9 protein-coding genes and 1 pseudogene are annotated in these 17,379 nt (G+C 61.8%); 2 read left to right on the forward strand and 8 right to left on the reverse strand.

Annotated elements, in window-relative coordinates; all coding sequences use genetic code 11:
* Positions 1-98 precede the first annotated feature (98 nt).
* The gene (locus AC15MQ_RS11610) at positions 99-533 is read left to right on the forward strand and encodes a hypothetical protein (protein WP_483080195.1); all 435 of its coding nucleotides are present in this window, start codon (positions 99-101) and stop codon (positions 531-533) included.
* 610 nt (positions 534-1,143) lie between these two features.
* Entirely contained in the window at positions 1,144-2,007 is an 864-nt protein-coding gene (locus tag AC15MQ_RS11615) for a hypothetical protein (protein ID WP_483080196.1), read from the forward strand.
* Positions 2,008-2,380: 373 nt separating this feature from the next.
* Here AC15MQ_RS11615 and AC15MQ_RS11620 read toward each other — a convergent pair whose 3' ends face one another.
* The 8 genes and pseudogenes from AC15MQ_RS11620 to recC all read right to left on the reverse strand — a co-directional run bounded on the left by AC15MQ_RS11620 (position 2,381) and on the right by recC (position 17,186).
* On the reverse strand, positions 2,381-3,490 hold the full coding sequence (locus AC15MQ_RS11620) for an IS91 family transposase (RefSeq protein ID WP_483080197.1): 1,110 nt from the start codon (positions 3,488-3,490) through the stop codon (positions 2,381-2,383).
* Positions 3,487-4,394, reverse strand: a pseudogene (locus AC15MQ_RS11625) (tyrosine-type recombinase/integrase). The gene AC15MQ_RS11620 and the pseudogene AC15MQ_RS11625 overlap by 4 nt, the downstream one beginning before the upstream one ends.
* Positions 4,395-4,688: 294 nt before the next feature.
* Positions 4,689-6,275, reverse strand: a complete 1,587-nt coding sequence (gene tnpC, locus AC15MQ_RS11630; protein ID WP_483080198.1) for an IS66 family transposase — start codon at positions 6,273-6,275, stop codon at positions 4,689-4,691.
* Positions 6,276-6,312: 37 nt separating this feature from the next.
* Positions 6,313-6,513, reverse strand: coding sequence for a hypothetical protein (locus tag AC15MQ_RS11635; protein WP_483080199.1), 201 nt, complete (start codon positions 6,511-6,513; stop codon positions 6,313-6,315).
* Positions 6,514-6,570: 57 nt separating this feature from the next.
* Complete coding sequence (locus AC15MQ_RS11640; protein WP_483080200.1) at positions 6,571-7,476, reverse strand: 5'-nucleotidase; 906 nt, start codon at positions 7,474-7,476, stop codon at positions 6,571-6,573.
* A gap of 139 nt (positions 7,477-7,615) precedes the next feature.
* Positions 7,616-9,766 (reverse strand): exodeoxyribonuclease V subunit alpha, encoded by a 2,151-nt coding sequence (gene recD, locus AC15MQ_RS11645; RefSeq protein ID WP_483080201.1) that lies wholly within the window; start codon positions 9,764-9,766, stop codon positions 7,616-7,618.
* On the reverse strand, positions 9,763-13,533 hold the full coding sequence (gene recB / locus AC15MQ_RS11650) for an exodeoxyribonuclease V subunit beta (protein WP_483080202.1): 3,771 nt from the start codon (positions 13,531-13,533) through the stop codon (positions 9,763-9,765). The genes recD and recB overlap by 4 nt, the downstream gene beginning before the upstream one ends.
* Positions 13,530-17,186, reverse strand: a complete 3,657-nt coding sequence (gene recC, locus AC15MQ_RS11655; protein ID WP_483080642.1) for an exodeoxyribonuclease V subunit gamma — start codon at positions 17,184-17,186, stop codon at positions 13,530-13,532. Before recC ends, recB begins: the two co-directional genes overlap by 4 nt.
* Positions 17,187-17,379: the final 193 nt, after the last annotated feature.

A 17,379-nucleotide genomic window follows, 5' to 3' on the forward strand; every position in this document is an offset into this window, starting at 1 on the left:
AAGCGCTCCTGCGTCGCGCGGCCCGCTACGCCTGGGCGTTGCTGCTCGCGCGGATCTATGAGGTCTTTCCGCTCGTCTGCCCACGCTGTGGCGGCGAGATGCGAATCATCGCCTTCATTACCGTCGCCTGCGCCGTGCGCGAGATCCTCTCGCACTTGGGCGAGCAGACGTCACCGCCGCCTATCGCGCCGGCCCGCGGCCCGCCACTGTGGGAGATGGCCGATGCCGACCAGGGCGAGTTCGACCCGCCAGCTCAACCAGCACCGGACTACCAATTCGATCGGCGCATCGCCCATCGCCTGGTAAAGGCCGCACAAAGACGATCCGATCGGGCTCGTCAGGGATCGCTTGCACCATGGGTCGCCGAGGCAGCCTCGTTGGCCACCGCGGCGACCCATGGCCATCCTCGTGCTGCGGTTCTGGCGAGGTTTTCAGGCTCCGTCGGCACGCTTTCCCGACTCACGACTGCTGTCAGGGCTTATCAGAGCCTGGAACACACACTTGCGGAAGTGGCGTTGGATCTACTATCCTAGGGCTCGGACCAGCAGACCATGGCACGGGGTCATTGATGCTTCCCACCATGCTGCTGACCGCCGCCGGATTCAGAAGGACTTCAGGTGTGGGCGGGTCTTGCGGAGGTATTCCACTCTCTCCCTGCGCTGGACTTTGTTCACTGCCTTCCTGGAGTCGGCATGGCGCCACCGCACAAGCAAGCCAATCAGGTTAGCCAGTGCACCGCATTGACGGATACTTGATGGAACCCCGCGGGCTGATTGGTGGGCAGCGATCGCAGTAGCTGGCTGGTAGGGAGTCCGGGTGTGCCAGTACTCACTTCGAGCGGTGGCGATGTCGCCGCGAAGGGTCAGATCGTTCGCAGTGTGCCCAGGAACTGCCTTGTCGCCGTGCTGCTTTACACGGTTTTTTGTGGCTACGTACACACACGACGCCAAGCATGCTGCGGTGTGGTCTTCAGCGCAATCCATGACGCCGCATCAGGGAGCCGGCGCCGAAGTTGTGGCGCGAACCTGTCTCTCGATAACAAAGTTGGGCTTTTTTGCACGAATTGCACCATCAAGAAGTAGGCCGACGTGTCGAATAGATTGCTCTAGAAAACCTTTAAGCTCAACCCTCCAGGACATAAACATGGCTGAAGATATAACTTTTGCTCAATCTGTGGCTATCCGAGAAGCGGGACATGACGAATACTGGCTTCAGGATCAAATTTGGGGCAACCCTGCAGCGCTTGGCTTGGGCGATCTAGATGCGTTGAGCAAAGAACGACGTCAGAACTCAGGCGGTCGGGTCGATATTTTGCTCAAAGACCCGCAAGACGACTCAATGTACGAGGTCGAAGTAATGTTGGGCGAATCAGATGAAACCCACATCATTCGCACCATTGAGTACTGGGACAACGAGAAGCGCCGATGGCCACAGCGGCAACACTATGCTGTACTTGTCGCAGAAAGCATCACTCGACGCTTTTTCAACGTCATCCACATTCTCAGTCACTCTATACCGATCATCGCCATTCAAGTAGCCTTAGTGGAAGTCGGCGGCAAAAAAGCACTGCACTTCACGAAAGTTCTCGACACATATGAAGAAATCGATGACGGCGCAGCGGATCAAGACGTCGAAGTCAATCGCGATTACTGGAACAAGAAAGCAAAGTGGACTGCTGATACAGCCGACACACTTCTTGGTGTTGTCGGCAATGAACTCCAATCGCCTCAGGTTGGCTTCGTGAAGAACTACGTGTCTATTAGCGTTGGTCGAAACAACTACTTCTGGCTTCACAAGCGCAGCAGCAGTAAGTCTCTTTTGGGCTTCCGCATTGCCCCGCATCTCGCCGATGAAGCACAACAGCTATTGGACGGGGCGAAAATTTCCTTTACCCGCAAACCAAAAGCATTCCTCATCACAACAGATGCAGCAACCATAAACACGAACCCTGAGGTCTTCTCTAAGCTCGCCAATTTGGTCCGCCGCACATGGGAAAAGGTTGCATAAGTCGGCGTTCAACACGGCCAAACTATCCTACGCAATGGCTTCGTACTCGTTACGCCCGCTCCTGCGTTCACCAGCCTAACGAATAAGGATAGATCGTGCGAAGCCACGATCTGATCCGATTGTTGGACGAGCCCGTGGGGAGCCGACTGGGCCGCCTAGAAAATATGTTTTTGGGAAGTCTCCTGGCTGAACATTCAGCTCAGCTGGCGGGAACTTGAACCTGGTTCGAATGCCTGCCGTTGGGACAGACGATGCCCCATCTGGGCGGTGGTGGGCGAAGAACCCCGGATGGGCGCCGACTGGAGGCGAACCCGCATCTCAGCTTGCGGGCGCTGAAGTCCCGTGCCACTCCAGGGAAGGTTCTCCTACACGATCAGGGGTTCCCTTCGGCCGCGATGAAGGTGGGCAGCTGCCCCGTGAACGGCGAAGGAATGCGCGTTCGCACGATCGCCATCACGGCCCCACAGCAGGTGCACAGAATCAGCGCCCGTTGCTTGACCCAGGCCAAGGTCTGACCAGGAACGAACTTCAGCAGCACGTGCAGCAAGGCGATCACGTGCTTGCAGTTGGGGTGCAAAAAGCCGAAGTTGCGCGCCCGCCGGAAGCCCTTCGGCAAGACATGCTGCAGGACCAGCCACAGGAACTGAGCGCCGGACACGGTCCGCCGCTCCCTCCTCGTCGTCTTGGCGTTGCGATAGCGGAAGCTCACCTGCCCGTTGGCGCAGGCGACGATATCGTTCTCCTGAATGACACCCCGATAAAGATAGCGCCCCAGATAGATGAGGGCCGACTCGCCGCTGCCCACCGACTTGCAATCCACCACCCACTCCTGGGGATAGCGAGCAGGAAGCGTCAGCCCGGCCGTTTCGATCGCCGCCAGGATCTTCGCCCGAAAGACCTTGGCCAGAGCCTTGTGGTTGAACAGATAGCCCCCTTTGGCCTTGCCTCGCGGCTTGGTTCGCCATTGCTTTTGCTTACCGTCGACCACTGCCGCAGGCATGACGAGATGGACATGCGGGTGATAATCCAGCCGGCGCGTGTTCGTGTGCAGCACCGCAGTGGCACCCGGCGTCCCCTGAAGCGGTTTGTCGTTCTGGCTGAAGGTACGCACCGTCTCCCAGCTACAACTCATGAGCAGATCATAGACGACGTTCTGGTGCGCCCAGGCCAGCGTCCGGAATTCGGCGGGCAGGGTGAAGGTCAGCAGAAAGTACTCGGCGGGCACCTGCTTCTTCAACTGACGTTCCAGCCATTGCTGACTCTCATGATGCTGGCAGTGCGGGCAGTGGCGGTGGCCGCAGGAATGTGGCACCAGTTTCTGATGCTCACATGCCGTGCATTTGACCTGCATCATGGGGCTGGCCTGCGAGCGGCAATGTTTCATGGCCGCGAGTGCGCGGTAGTGATCAGGCGTGAGTTGATCCCGGTATTGCGCCAGGAAGTCCGCCTCGAAGGTGTCAATGACGGAAGCCAGGCGGATCATTTGACCTGCCCCCAGGTGATGGAGAAGCCATCCATCAGGCCGTTGATCCGTGCGATGGCGTGATGCTTGGTCTGGTCGGTCAGATGGGTGTAGCGAGCGGTGGTCAGAATCGAGTGATGGCCGAGGAATTTCTGCACCTCGATCAGATCGACGCCAGCCTCGATCAGGTGGGTCGCGTACGAATGGCGAAGGCTGTGGGGGGTGATCTTTTGTTTAGCCCGCAGGCCTCGACTACCCGGTGCAAGGTGGTCTGTACGCCACCGGGGTCCATCGGCGTCGTGGCGGTCGCCGCGCCTTTCAGGCCGTCGTGGCGACTGGGAAAGAGCAGGACCGGGTTACGATGCACCTGCCAGAAGCGGCGCAGGAGTTGATGGGTCGCTTGCGGCAGCGGCACCAGACGGTCCTGGTTGCCCTTGGCGTCACGGATATGCACGCGCCCGCGTGCGCCATCGATGTCGCCGACCTGCAGCCGCAGCCCTTCCCCCAGGCGCAGTCCGAGGCTATAGAGCGTGAAAAAGAACACGCGGTAACTGAGCACCCGCGTGCGGGTGATGATCCGCTGGGTTTCATCGACCGTGGCGATGTCGGGTAAGCGCTGACTTCTGGGCGGCTTGATCAGGCCGGGCATCGCCCAGGGCCGGCGCAAGACGTGCTCGTAGTAAAACTTCAAGCCATACAGATCGAGCTTGACGGAACTCCACGAGTGCGACGCCACCAGTTCGGTGAAGTAGTCCAGCAATTGCTGCTCGGACAGTGCGTCAATCTGATGATCAAACCGCTCGCCGATCCGCCGGATGGCGCGCGAGTACGCCTCGATGGTCTTCGGTTGCAGCCCCTTGAGGGTCAGGTGTTGCAGATGCCGTGCGTAGTTGCGATCAAACGTTGCTTCCGGTGATGTGCTCATCGTAACATGACCTCCAGTTTCGTCAGGGGAGAGTCCCTCGTTCGAGGGGTGAGGTCATATTCTGATGCGAGCGCATCGCCACCGGAACCTCCGCGCAGCGGCTTCGTCCAACCAACGGTTCAAGTGGGACAATAATGCTTCGCATCATTCCCCTTAAGGAGCCGCTGATTAACCAAGCCGGGAAATCCCCCGGCTCTGCCGGGGTGGCCGTAGAAGTTTGACATTTCAGGGAGTCCATCAGGGAAACTTCAGGTCGTGAGCCGCCAAGCACATGACTGGTAATCATTCACTCCCCTACACGTTTGCCGGGATGGCGGGGATCGTGGGGAGCGGCAAGCCTTTGCGAGCGGCGGCGATGACGGTACCGAGATACTGCCAGGCGGATGCGCCGCGACGGCGGCAGGTTTCGATGAGGCTGGCGAGGAAAGCGAAGGCACGGGACCCCTCTTCAGAGCGTGTGCCGTGGCTGATGGTGCGCGAAATCACCCAGTGCCGCAGCGCTTGTTCCGCGGCATTGTTGGAAAGCGGCAGGTGGGGCTCGGCGACGGGACGCAGGATCACGTTCCAGTCGTACAGGAACTCGCGCACGACGCTACGCAGCACCGAGTGGTCATCCATCCGATGCGCTTCGCACAGGTGCCGTAGTCGCTCAATGGCCTTCGCGTAGCGGGCCGGTAGTCCCTCCGGCGGCGGATCGATCCGCGCCGCGTAGATGGCGGCCATCAGCGTCTTCAGGAGGCCTTCCATCTCTTGTCCCACCCCGGAGACTCGCGCATCGCTCGATTCAGCCAGCCCCCTCAGTTTGCGCAGCAGGTGCGGCCAGCAGCGCAAGCGGTTTGCCCAGGCGCGATAGACGCCGTAGCCATCGCTGATGAGCAGGCCGGGAAAGCCGTCCTGCAGGGCGTTCTCCAGCATTTCCCGGCTGCGCAGGCCGATCAGGAACAGCACCGTGTGGGTCGTCACCAACGCCCACAGCCACAGCAGGGCGCCGGACTCCGGCCACGAGGTTTCATCGACATGCCGTTGCGCGGCCTGCACGATGTCGGCCACCAGGGCGTCCTCCAGCGGCAGACTGGCGCGGCCCGCTTCCCGGATCGTTTCGTCGATGACGCCGGTACTCAGCGTCAACTCGAACATTTCCATCAGCAGTTCGCGAATGCTCGCCCGTGACAGGCGCATGCGCAGCGCGAGCAGGACGATCACCCCGGCCAGGCGGGGACCCACGAGACGACATTCCCCCAGTTCAACTTTCTGCCATTGCCCGTCGGCCGGCGCCCGCCAAGGTTGCGCACGGCTGACATGGCCGCAGCAGCAGCTCACTTCCAGCAGCGTGTGACGGGTGACACGGAAGGTCAGTCCGATCAGGCCCTCGACCGGTGGCGCAATGTCGACTTCGTCCCAAGCCGTGTAGGCCTGCGACGCAGCGTCCGCCGCCAGCACTGCCGCACAAGCTGCGCAGGTCTCGGGGCGGTGCTCGCAGCGGGCGGTGATCGTCAGTTTCTGACTGCGGCCATGGCCTGGACTGCCCGGCTGTTTGCCGGGCCGCTTCCCCGACCCCTTCTGGGTCGATGGCCGCTGGCCATCGACCGGCTGAGCCGGTTCTGTCTCTTTCGTCGAGCTTCCTGTCGCTGTCTCCGTGGCAGCGTCTGCTGTGTCGCTCTCGTCCGCCGCGCTACTCTGTTCCTGCGAGCCGCCTGCCTTCGCCCAGGGCGCCTGGCTGGTCGGCGGACGCGAGCTGTTGTCCGGGGTCTGATTCAGCCGATCCTGCAACTCTTTCACGTCGTGCAACAGGCGCTTCGACACTTCCAGCAATAGCTCCGCCGGCAGCTTCTTCAGCCAATCGTCGTTCATCTGGAACAGGTCATGTTTGCTCAGGTGCATCGCGCCGCGTCTGTCAGGTCGTCTGCAAGTTCCGCTACTATGCCATACAAATTATCAGGCTGGCGGCTTTTCTTAAGGGGGGTGAACGGTTACGAAGCGACACGAGTTCGAGTTTTCCTATGCTGTAACTATTCCCATTGACCCGTGATCGCAACTGATTGCCCTCGACCTCGAGTTGCCGACGGGTTGCTTCGTAGCCCGTTTCTTTAAACCCTGTAATACGTTCAAACCAGTCCATGAATCCTCTCCATTTTCAAGTTTCCGAACCCAACCGATAGGGTGCAAACAAATTCCGCTAAGGCCTGGTGTTCGCTATTCCGCTGATGACATGCCCCGTTGGTCCGGCACTCACCGCAGAATCACAGTGACGCCTCTGGTCATCGAAGAAGAAGTCGGGTTCAAATTCCCGGAGAAACGGGCCTTTCTCCAGCCCCCCCAGGAACATCGCCTCATCGACGACGACATTCCAGCCCATCAATGTCCGGATGGCGCGTTCCTGAGCCCGTGAACTTCGTGCAGTGACCAGCGCCGTGCGTACTTTCACCGGAAGACCTTCGCCTGCCGCCTGCAAGCGCTGCAATGCCAGAAGAAAGGGCTTGAACGGACCGGGCGGCAGTGAACGATCGGCATTTTGTCTTTCGTGCGTCTCGAAGGCCGATAGTCCATCGGCCTGATAGATCTTTTCTGCTTCGTCAGAAAACAGTACTGAATCGCCGTCAAAGGCGATGCGTACCTCCTCGGGGTGGCGATTGGCATCCACCACGGATTCCGCAAAAACGCGTGCCGCCGGGCAACCCGCCTCCAGGGCGCTACGCACATCACTTTCATGCGCGGACAAAAACAGATGCGCGCCAAGTGGCCGAAGATAGGCGTAGGGCGCGCGTCCGCGTGTGAACACGCTACGCTTCAGCGAGAGCCCGTTACCCTCGGCGGAGCGGAGAACCCGTAATCCCGACACCGGATCGTTGCGGGAAAGAACGACCACCTCGACGCGGTGCTGTCCGTCGCTATTGAAGGACAGCCGTTTCTTGACGAGGGGAAAGGCCACGCCCGGCGGGGCGGTCTGTTCGAGGCGCTCAAGTTGAACGGCCATGTAGGCTCGGTGGTTCTGCTCTTCAAACACACGATTTTCGTCCTCGAAGTCGAACAAGGCGCGTGATGACAGGGCCACCACCAGTGGGTTGTCGAGGGTTACCGGCATGAGTGTTTTCCGGGTTCGAGATCGCAATGACTGGTTGGGCCGTTTTCCAAGACGGTAGCCGCCACACGATCATTCAGCACCATAGGCAACGGCTCGTCCAATCGATGTCCGCAACGGTGTCCCACCCCGGAGGAAAAACTCACTGCGGCTCCCCGGTTTCCCCTGCCCGCTTCGACTGATCGCTGGCCATCAACCCGCTCATGCGCAGCACCCGCCGCGCAATGGCTTGTCCCAGCACCTTTACGCTGCCGGCATGGGCCAGCGTGAGCCAGGCCTTGGCGCGAGTGATCCCGGTGTAGATCAGCTCACGCGTCAGGATCGGATTGAGGGTGTCGGGCAGAACCAGGACGGCATGGGTGAATTCCGAGCCCTGTGACTTATGTACCGTAAGCGCATAAACCGTTTCCACCGCCTGCAGGCGACTCGGCAAGACCCACTTGATCCCCTGTGCGTCGTCCACGGCCGGAAATGCGACGCGCAAACTCCAACTCGTGCGGTCAGCCCCTGGTCGCCTCAGGGTGATACCGATATCGCCGTTCATCAGCCCCAGACCATAGTCGTTGCGCGTAACCAGTACCGGGCGCCCAAGATACCAGCCCTCGCTCGCCGGAATCAAGTCGGCCTCGTAGAGCATGCGGGCAATGCGCTCGTTGAGGCCCTCCACTCCCCACGGACCGCGTCGCAACGCACTCAAAACCTGGAACTGGCCATGGGCCTGCAAGGTCTTTCGGGCCCAATCGTCGAATAGGGCCGGCATCGCATCGAGCGCGGGCTGCGCCTGACGCAAGGTTTCAAGGTAGTAACGATAACCGTGGCGTGCGGGCGCAGCCTCTGAAGACGGCGCGCTTGTCGTGGTTTGCTCGTTGTCGGCGCGACCCTCGATGACCAGCGCCTTGAAGGACGCCTCGTTGTTACGGTCAACGGGCAGAAGGGCCAGATCGGGATAGCCCGCCGTCCAGAGTTGGTCCACCGCAGCGCCATCGCCGGCATTGACCGCTTCGGCCAGTCGTCCGATGCCGCTAGCAGCAGAAAAGCGAAAGCTGTGGCGCAGCATCACCACCGACTGATCGAGCGCGGTGCCAGCCTCATCGATGAGTGCCGGGTTGATGGTCTCGTCGGTGACGGCCTGCAGCCAAGCTGCGGTGGCCGGCGTGTAGTGACCCTCCCCCGCGCGCTGACAGAGTTCGCCGAGCACAGCGCCCGCCTCCACCGAAGCGAGCTGGTCCTTGTCACCCAGCAGGATGAGCCGCGCCGAGGTCGGCAAAGCGGCCAGCACGGAGGCAATCATTTCCAGATCGACCATTGAGCCCTCGTCGACCACCAGGACGTCGACGGCCAGCGGATTGCCGGCGTGGTGGCGAAAGTGCCGGGTATCGGGTCGGCTGCCGAGCAATCGATGCAAGGTGGTGACGGTCACCGGAATGGCGGCGCGGACTTTTTCCCCTTGAGTGAGGCCGGCCAGCGGCAGACGGGCCACCGCACCGGTAATCGATTCGTTCAGGCGGGCGGCGGCCTTGCCGGTCGGCGCCGCCAGGCGGATGCGCAGGGGTCGCGCCCCCGGCGTCGCCAGGGCCAGAGCCTGCAGCAGCGCGAGCAGTTTGACCACCGTCGTGGTTTTTCCGGTACCGGGTCCGCCGGTAATGATGCTGAAGGCGCTGCGTGCGGCGAGCGCACAGGCGAGCTTCTGCCAGTTCGTCGTTGACTCCGCCGTCGAGGCTGGCGGGAAAAGCACGTCAAGGGTCTGGCGCACTTCCGGGATCGGCAGGGCTCCCTGCAAAGTGGTCGAAGCCTGGAGACGCTGATCGATTCCTGCACGCACGTCCAGTTCGTACTGCCAGTAGCGACGCAGATACAGGCGCGAGCCGACCCGAACCAGCGGGGTGTCGCCCGGCCCGCAAGCCACCAGAACGGGATGGTCAAGCGCCGTCTGCCATTGCGCCAGGGTCAGCCCAGCCAATACTTCGCCGGGCAGTTGTGCCGGAGTCCCGGATTCTTGTGAGGTCGCGCCTTCGGGGGGGAGCGACAAGGCGAACGCCGTATCATCCAGAGTCGCCGCGAGATCAAGCAAGGCGTGTCCGCGTCCGAGCTGGTGACTGGTCAGAGCGGCCGCAAGAATCAGCAAGGCGGGGGCATCACTGACTTCGCGCCGGAGAAACCTGGCAAAGGCCACATCGAGTTCACGTAACCAGCCTCGCCCTGCCCAGTCTGTCAGCAGGTCATGCATGGGGATCGTGGTGTCCTGAGTCTCAAGGAGGGCAACGCTGGACTCGGGCAAGACACAGGGGATCATAACAATTCCTTGGTGGTTTTATGCATGAAGAGTTCATTGAGTCCTTCGATCAGGGCGCGGGGCGGACAATCGGTGTGCACACCCTGTCCCGGCGCGCGCAGACCGCGAAGAAAGATATACACCGCCCCGCCGACGTGGCGCTCGTAGTCGTAATCGGGCAGTCGGGCCTTGAGCAAACGATGCAGGGCGAGGAGATAGAGGACGTATTGCAACTCGTAGCGCGCGTCGAGAATCGCATCGCATAGCGCTTCCGGTGTATAGGCGGCATCGTCCGGACCCAGCCAGTTCGACTTGTAGTCAGCCACGTAGTAACGACCGTCATGCTCGAAGACCAGATCGATAAACCCCTTGAGCATGCCGTTGAGTTGTCCCGGTTGCAGTGACGGACGCGACGCACTATTGAACGTATGGGTACGGATCAGCCGGTCGATCTCCTCGATAGTGACGTGGTGCGTTGCCAGCCAGAATTCCATTTCAGCCAGGGAGGATTCCAGTCCCGCGAACGAAAACGAGGCCGCAGGAACCCCAGGCCTCGCCGGAAGGTGCAGCGGGGTAACCAGGAAGTCCTGGAGCCAGGCAGTCAATGTTCCGATCCAGCGTTCCCAGCCACGCAAGTTGCAGCGTCGGGCAACCATGTCGCCCAGCCACGCGGGATTGGCCGCGACTTTGGCGAACCCCAGGGCCGCCACCGCCTCGAGCAGACTATGGAGGAAGCTGCCAACCTCTGCGCCGCGTGGAAGGGCGTGCAGCGCGCCGAGGAAAGGCGGTGGGGCCGTCGGTTCGCTCGCCCCAATGGTTATGGGGATGGGCAAGGCCGCCTGCGTCGCGCGCGTTTCGCGGAATACATCCTCGGCCGGCGTGTCGGGAACCAAGATTTTGTCTGCTTCAATCGTTTTGAGGGTCGAGTAGCTGGCGATCCACCAGTGCTCACGCACCGCGCGTTGTGTTACGCGAGCTGGTCCGCTGACCGTTTTTGGGCCTCGGGCCGTGAAGCGATCGTGGGTGGCCTCAGGCGCCGGTTCCACCACGATGTGTTCGCATGATCCACACACGTCGTTCAGTGTGGTTTCGAGCGCACCGGCCGCCAGCGCCTGCCCGCCACCGATCAGGTAACCCAAGGCGCTCCGTTCGAGCGACGCCAGCGGGGCGATGCCGATCCAGGTCGCGTAACGGGCGCGGGTCAGCGCCACATAGAGCTTGCGCAGGTCTTCCCCAAGGCGCTCCTGGTCGGCCTGTTCAAGCACACGGCCCTCGTCGGAGAGTGCAAGCTGCAAGCGGCCCTCATCATCATGATATTTCAGCGGCAGGTCGTCGGGTTTGGTCAGTCGGAAGTTGCAGGCAAACGGCAGGAAGACCAGCGGGTATTCAAGGCCCTTGGCCTTATGCACCGTCACCACTTGCACCAGGTCGGCATCGCTTTCCAGGCGAATCTGACGCGCATCGCCCCCGTTGCCGCGTCCGCCCTTCCTTTGTTGTTCCGCCTCCTGTCGTTGCTCGGCGAGGAAACGGATGAGTGCATGTTCGCCGTCGAGCAGAAGGCTGGCCTGCTGCAAAAGTTCAGCCAGGTGCAGTACATTGGTGAGTATGCGTTCCCCATTTTGCGAACGGTCCCCCGCTTCGCCAAGCAAGCGGGCCGGGACCCGGAAATCGTTGAGCAGGCGGCGAAGCATGGGCAGTACGCCCTGGCGACGCCAGCACTCGCGGTAGCCGCGAAACTGCACGACGCGGGCTTCCCAGGCGAGTTCATCGTGGTTGAGGGTGTCGAGTTCCGGATAGCTCAGGTTGAGCGTGGCCGTGGCGAGTGCCGCGTGCAACAGGCGAACGTCGTCTGGTTCCGCGCAAGCGGCCAGCCAGTGCTGCAATTCGGCGGCCTGGGTGCTTTCAAACACGGAGTCCTTGTCGGACAGATAGACGCTGCGCACACCCCGTGCGGCCAGTGACTTGCGGATGGCAAGGGCTTCCGTGCCGCTATTGACCAGGACGGCCATGTCCGCCGGACGCAATGACTTGAACACGACCCCGGAACCGAACCCGGCCTGTCCCTCCTGCCCCAGATTGAGCAGGCGCACCATTTCACTGGCGCACGCTTCCCCCATTTGGTCACGGTAGTCTTCCTTGCTGATCGGCTTCGCCACATCCTTGGGCAGTAGCCACCAGGCCGTCAGCGCCGGCAGATCTTTGCCATCGGCCAGTAGTGCCTCTTTGCGTCCCTGGGCCTCGACCGTGACAAAGGGAACCGGGTTGCCGTTTTCGCTGCGGAACAGAAAGGCCCCGGACCCCAGCGTGCGGGTTTCTGCCGCCTCAAAACAGCGATTGGTTGCAGCGACCAGGGCGTGGGTCGAACGAAAGTTCTTTTTCAGGGTATAGAGCCGGCCGGCGCACGCACGCCGGGCTGCCAGGTAGGTATGGATATCGGCGCCCCGAAACGCGTAAATCGCCTGCTTGGGATCGCCGATGAGGATCAGTGCAGTGTCCGGATGGTTTTTCTCGACGTGATACACCGCATCGAAAATTCGGTACTGCACCGGGTCGGTGTCCTGGAATTCATCGATCAGCGCCACCGGAAACTGTCGCCGGATGATCTCGGCCAGACGCATCCCATTTGGGCCGTGCAAGGCGTCATCGAGTCCGGTCAGCAGATCGTTGAAACCCATCTGGGCGTGGCGGGCTTGCTCGGCCGCAAAACGTTCCGCCACCCAGCACGCGGCATGGCGCAGGAGATCGTTGCGGGCGTTCGGCAAGGCATTCAATGCCGCCTGGAGAACCACGATGGCGTCCAGGGCCGGGTGCGCAGGCGGCTCGCCTTTGGTCCAGGCCTCGGCCAATCCCGCTGGGGTCAGGCGTGTCCAACCGGTCTTGAGGTCGAGTTCAACCGCTTCGGCGTCGCTCGCCCAGTTGCCTAGCGTTTCAAGCCAGGGCCGGTAGTAGCCTGGCCGCAGTTTGTGTCCGTTGACGCACTTGCGCGCGACGGCGTCGTCGAGCAAGGTTCGCAATTCGTCCACCCAGGCCGCCCACGGCGCTTTGAGTTCAGCCAGACCCTGCTGCTTTTCCTCGCGCGCAGCCCGCAAGGCCTCTGCCGGCTCTATCTTGGCGTCAAGCAGGCCGGCGTGCTCGACGAGATTGCGCAGATCGCCTTGCAGGGCGGCCGGCCCTGTCCACCAGGGCAGGACATCGGCAACCGAACTCGCCTCAAGGGAGACCATGAAGGTACGCCAGTAATCGCGCACGACTTCAGCGAGTAACTCACTTTGGTCCGTTTCCAGTGTCTGGATAAACAGGCTGTCGCTGTCAAATGCGTGTTCGCGCAGCATGCGGTTGCACCAGCCGTGAATGGTGGACACTGCCGCTTTGTCCATCCATTCGGCGGCGAGTTGCAGCTTGCGCGCACAGCCGACCCATTGTTCGGGCGGGTACTCGGCGCGCAGCGCACGCAGGAAATCGTCTGCTACGGGCTGTGTCGGGTCGGCGAAGAAATAGCTCGCCGCTTCGGCCAGGCGGCTACGGATGCGATCGCGCAGTTCCTGGGTGGCGGCATCGGTGAAGGTGACGACGAGAATCTCAGGCGGGGTCAGCGCACGGGAATACGCATCCGCCTTCCCGTTACCGAGGACCAGGCGCACATAGAGGGCAGCGATGGTGTAGGTTTTTCCAGTACCGGCGCTGGCTTCGATCAGCCGGCTGCCGTGCAGCGGAAAACGAAGGGCATCGAGCACCTCGGGAAGGGCGTCAGGAACTGCGGAAGCAGCCGGGAAAGCGGGGGGACTCATGCGGCGACTCCTGCATCTGTTTGCGCGGTAGATTTATCAGTTTTCTTGGGGGCGGCAGGGATCGCGCGCTGCAGCGGTTGCAACAGGGATTCGGCGAGTTTGGCAAATTCCCCGTCCGCAAAAAGTGCGTCAAAATCCGGATAGGCGCGCTGAAGATAAGCGCAGGTATCGACCTCGCCCTGTTGCATGAAGGCGCCCTCGTAAGCCTTGCGTGCGGCTTCCATTGCCTTGTCAAGGGTCGACTCTGGCACCGGCGGCGCCACATCCGGCCCGCCGTCAGGGCTTTCAGTCTCGTTGGTGATGCCTTTCGCACCAGCGGTGTCCTGAACTGGGGCTGGCATGGCTTTGAGCCAGGCAAACGCGGTTTTGGCCGCCAGGGGCAGCGGCTTGCGCATGCCCAGTTGCCAGGCGACCAACAATACTTTGAAGTGCGCCTCGGCTTCGCCGATCTCGATCGGCTTGAGTTCGACCTCGCCTTTCAGGCTGACGATCATCGTCGTCAGCGGCCCGCCGGCCAGGTGACTTGCCAGATGCGTGACCCAATGGCGAATCATCTTGTCGCCGCGATAGTGCTTGTACTTGTCGACGAGATTGCTCGTCTCGAGCACGACACGGCCGCGTTGACCCGTATTCGTCGTCCGGATGCCGCCCAGCCAGTCCGCCACGTCCAGCGTCTGTCCGTCGATGTCGGTTGAAAAGCGGATTTCCTCCTCGCCCTCGCTGATCAATGGCCAGCGCAGAAGCGCCTCCTGATAGCGTGCGAAGAGATCCGGCATGGGTTCGACGAGGGTGTTCGCCATGATCTCGCCAAACCCGCCAGCGGCCAGTTCGCCGCGGCGGACGATGCGTGCGAGTTGAGAAGCACATACCGGTTCAATCGCTTGGTCATGCAAGAGGGCATCTTCCTGGACACGAATGAGTTCCTCTTGCAGTGTCCAGTTTTCTAGCCCATCAAGCTCAAAGGGCTCCTGATCCTCGCTCGCCGGGTCTTCACGGTCAAAATAGACACTCAGTCGCTGCTGGAAAAACGTCTTGACCGGATCCTTCAGAAAGCTCGCCAAACTGCGCACCGAAAGCGGCTCATCACGGCGCAGGGGCGGCAGCAGCCCATCTGCCGTAGCCACCTCGTCTCGGAGAGGGGACGCACCGTCACGCCATTCGCGAGCATAGGTAAAAAGTGGCGAGGGCTCCGGTGCCACCGGGAAATAGTCGGGACTGAAGGGTTGCAGCCGGTGTTCCACGGTGAGTGCGGCGAGCAGAGCTTCGCCGTCGCCCGTGTATCCCGCCAGTTTCCAGCCGGCCGCAAAGTGGTCGCGTAACTGGCCGATCAGCACCGAGGGCGGGCGTGCCGTGTTGTCGGTGATGCTGCGCCCCACCCAGGAAATGTACAGACTGTCACGAGCGGACAGGAGCGCTTCGAGAAACAGGTAGCGATCATCTTCGCGTCGCGAACGGTCGCCCGGCCGGTAATCCTTGCCCATGAGGTCGAAATCCATGGGCACCCGGGTGCGCGGATAGTCGCCGTCGTTCATGCCGAGCAGGCAGACGTGGCGGAAAGGAATGGCACGCATCGGCATGAGTGTGGCGAAGGTTACCGCACCGGCAAAAAAACGCTGTGACAGGCCCCCTTCGTCGAGTTGGGAGAGCCAGAATTCACCGACCACCGACAAGGGCAGCGGCTCATTGAGTGCGGCTTCGTCACAAGCTTCGAGCCAGCGCTGCAGGGCCGTGTCCAGTTGCTGCAGGGTGTAGGCATCGCCGCTCTCGTCCGCCAGGAAGAAATCAGCCATCAGGGCACGCAGGCGCACGCACCACCCGCCGACTGTCGCCGGTTCGCGCAGCGTTCGCCAGGTGGCATCCAGTTGATCGACGAGGCGTACCAGCGGGCCGAGCAAGGCGGCATCGAGCCCGCCGATCTCGTCGTAGGGTTCAATCGTCTGCCAATCCCCCGCCTTGGCACCGACGGCGTAGCCGAGCAGCATCCGCCGCAGCCCGAACAGCCAGGTGTTCCGGGCGTCCGACTCGGGTTGTACCGGCAGATCGAGACTCGCTCGCTGCTCGTTGTGCAAACCCCAACGGATGTTGGACCCGCGGATCCAGCGATGGAGCAACGGCAGATCATCCTCCGTGATGCCAAAACGCTGGCGCAGCGCCGGGACTTCGAGCAGATCAAGAAGATCGCTGGCCGCAAAGCGGGACTGTGGCAGCCCGATCAGCTTTTCCAGGGCCTGGGCCAGCGGATCAAAATGCCGACGGCCCTGATCGGCCAGACTGAAGGGGATGAAACGCCGATCCTTCTCATCGAGCAGACCAAATACAGCCTGAATGTGGGGCGCATAGGCATCGATATCCGGCACCATGACCACGATGTCGCGTGGCCGCAGGCTCGTATCGGCATTGAAGGCGGCCAGTAACTGATCATGCAGGATTTCCACTTCGCGTTGCGCGCTGTGGGCCACATGGAAGCGGATCGAGGCATCCTGCCGCGGGTCTACGGGAGGCCAAACCGCACGGGTCTCGTTCAGGGGGCGCAGGTCGTGGATATCGTCCTGTAATTGGTGCAGCAGGGTTGATCCCCCGTGCGGGTCGAACAGGTCAATGCGCTCCTGTATTGCGGTGAACTGCGGTAAATAGTTCGCGCGAGCCTCATCGCTGTCGTGCTCGTCAAGCAGACCGATGAAATCACGGCCCTGTTTGCCCCAGGCGGCGAGTAACGGGTGGGCATGCAGGTGCAGGAGCTCGTCGGACAGAATCTCGGGTACGCCAAGGCGACGCGATTGACGGGGCTTGGCGCTCAGCAGATCCCGGTCGGCCACGATGTCCGCCCAGTAATGACTGCACGGGTTATGGACACACATCAGAACCTGCGTCCAGCGTGCGAGCTGCGCCAGCACCTCCAGCGATTGCCTTGGCAGGGCCGAGATACCAAAGACCATGACCCGGCGCGGCAGGCCGGCAGGGCGGCTGGCCTCGGGCCAAGCCTCCGCCGCCTGCATGAAGGCCGCATGCACCGCCGCACGTCCGCCATTGGGTCCGGTCCGACGCTCGCTGGACGCTGCAGTGTTCGTCCCGACATCGACAAGTAGCGCCTGCCAGAGCGCGGCTTGCCAGCGTTGCTCGTCCGGTAACGGGCGGCGACCCCCGCGGGCCTCGATCAGCACCACCTCCCCGGCGGCCCAGGCGGCCAACCAATCCGCACGGTACACCTGATACTGATCAAAAAGATCGGCGAGGCGTTCGGCGAGTTGGAAGCGCTTGCGGCAGTCGCCATCGTTGTCCAGAAAACGCCGAAGGGGTGCATACACCGGCTGGCCCATGACATCAGGCAACAGGCGCATCAGACGCCATTGCAGGCGCGATTTGTCGAAGGGGGACGTTTCCGGCACCGCCTCGCGTCCGAGCAGCGCGCGATAGGCTTGCCAGAGGAAACTGGACGGGAGCAAGATATCCAGCGCCGCAGCAATCCCGCATCCCCCGTCTGTTTTACCGACCCCCTCCCCCGCATCGGCGGCCAGGGCGAGCTTGAGCCACTGCGCAATGCCGTTGCTCTGTACCAGGATGACCTCTTTTTCCAGGGGAGCGAGCGGGTAGCGCTTCATCCAGGTCAGCAGCAGGTCGCGCAGCATCTCGGGGCGATTGCTGTGGATCAGCATCAGGCCGGACGAAAGGGGGTTTGAGGTCAAATCAGGCTCCGTTGATCAGTGGTCGGCGGGGACAAGCGAGGGAGTGTAGAGGGAATGTACGACGCAATACGTCGCATCGACGGAAGACCCCTGGGTTGGCACACCCTCTCCTGTTTTCTGGAGCCGTGTGTCGAGGTTATCTTTGTTCATGGAACTACCTTGA

The sequence above is a fragment of the Candidatus Accumulibacter propinquus genome, from assembly GCF_056856495.1.

What these genes read in the sequence shown, in the direction of transcription:
- AC15MQ_RS11610 (WP_483080195.1), top strand. Translation starts at nt 99, where the DNA reads ATGCGAATCATCGCCTTCATTACCGTCGCCTGCGCCGTGCGCGAGATC.
- AC15MQ_RS11615 (WP_483080196.1), top strand. Translation starts at nt 1,144, where the DNA reads ATGGCTGAAGATATAACTTTTGCTCAATCTGTGGCTATCCGAGAAGCG.
- AC15MQ_RS11620 (WP_483080197.1), bottom strand. Translation starts at nt 3,490, where the DNA reads ATGATCCGCCTGGCTTCCGTCATTGACACCTTCGAGGCGGACTTCCTG.
- tnpC (WP_483080198.1), bottom strand. Translation starts at nt 6,275, where the DNA reads ATGCACCTGAGCAAACATGACCTGTTCCAGATGAACGACGATTGGCTG.
- AC15MQ_RS11635 (WP_483080199.1), bottom strand. Translation starts at nt 6,513, where the DNA reads ATGGACTGGTTTGAACGTATTACAGGGTTTAAAGAAACGGGCTACGAA.
- AC15MQ_RS11640 (WP_483080200.1), bottom strand. Translation starts at nt 7,476, where the DNA reads ATGCCGGTAACCCTCGACAACCCACTGGTGGTGGCCCTGTCATCACGC.
- recD (WP_483080201.1), bottom strand. Translation starts at nt 9,766, where the DNA reads ATGATCCCCTGTGTCTTGCCCGAGTCCAGCGTTGCCCTCCTTGAGACT.
- recB (WP_483080202.1), bottom strand. Translation starts at nt 13,533, where the DNA reads ATGAGTCCCCCCGCTTTCCCGGCTGCTTCCGCAGTTCCTGACGCCCTT.
- recC (WP_483080642.1), bottom strand. Translation starts at nt 17,186, where the DNA reads ATGCTGATCCACAGCAATCGCCCCGAGATGCTGCGCGACCTGCTGCTG.